The sequence below is a fragment of the Citrobacter braakii genome (genome assembly GCF_002075345.1).
GTDB lineage: Bacteria > Pseudomonadota > Gammaproteobacteria > Enterobacterales > Enterobacteriaceae > Citrobacter > Citrobacter braakii.
Genome location: NZ_NAEW01000090.1, coordinates 1 through 725, shown reverse-complemented (window position 1 = coordinate 725; position 725 = coordinate 1). Strand labels below are relative to the sequence as shown.

At 63.9% G+C, this 725-nt stretch carries 2 protein-coding genes; both read left to right on the top strand.

Translation table 11 applies throughout. The features are described 5' to 3' along the window. Window positions 1–363, top strand: a 363-nt coding sequence (locus BZK42_RS27985) for a hypothetical protein (protein WP_080861646.1), incomplete at its 5' end; no start/stop codon positions are given. Continuing rightward, window positions 363–650, top strand: coding sequence for a hypothetical protein (locus BZK42_RS27980; protein WP_080861643.1), 288 nt, complete (start codon window positions 363–365; stop codon window positions 648–650). The genes BZK42_RS27985 and BZK42_RS27980, both read left to right, overlap by 1 nt. The last annotated feature ends 75 nt before the right edge of the window (window positions 651–725 follow it).

The following is a 725-nucleotide window of genomic DNA, read 5'->3' as shown; positions in this document are numbered from 1 at the left end:
GCGCTGTACCGGCGAAGACAGACGAAGATGACCGTACTGCGGCCCCGAACGGTGTATGCCGGGCGCTGGCTGCTGGCGGACGACCCGCAGTTCTGCGGGCGGGCCGTGGTGGTGAAACAGGGGGAGAATCTTCGCCCCGGCGTGGAACTGCTGTATTTCGGTGAGGAAAGCGCTGACCCGTATTACGGAGAGCGTTACTTTATTGACCATGGCGAGGCCACCCGGTCGGCGGAGCAGATGCTGCTGCGCTTTCTGGGCGGGCGTTACCGCCGGCGTCATAACCGTAACCCGTCGCCGGCAGTCCCGCTCCCGGTCGTGGTGAACGACACTCAGGCTTCCGGCTCCGGCCGGGAGGCGGCGTGATGAACGCCGCCGCGCTGCTGACGAACCCGCTGCCTGCGGTGGTGATTGGCGACGATGTCTGGCAACAGATGGTGCGTTATTCACCGGCGCCGGTCTGTGAGACGGAGCGGCTGCAGCGGCTGGTTTACCATGCGGCGAAAGCCCTGACACAGGCCCGTAAGTGCGACAGCGTGGTGACCTTCGGTTACTTCTGTCTGCCACCGGACGGCAGTCCGGACACGCCGCTGTGGCGTGACCTGCAGGTGACGCGCGAACCGGACCGGATAACGGTATCGATGGCGCGTTAATCCTTAACTTTTTTCACTCACCCTGGCGGGGAAACCCGCAGGGGAACTCCGCCACTTTTTTACAGCAAGGAGTTC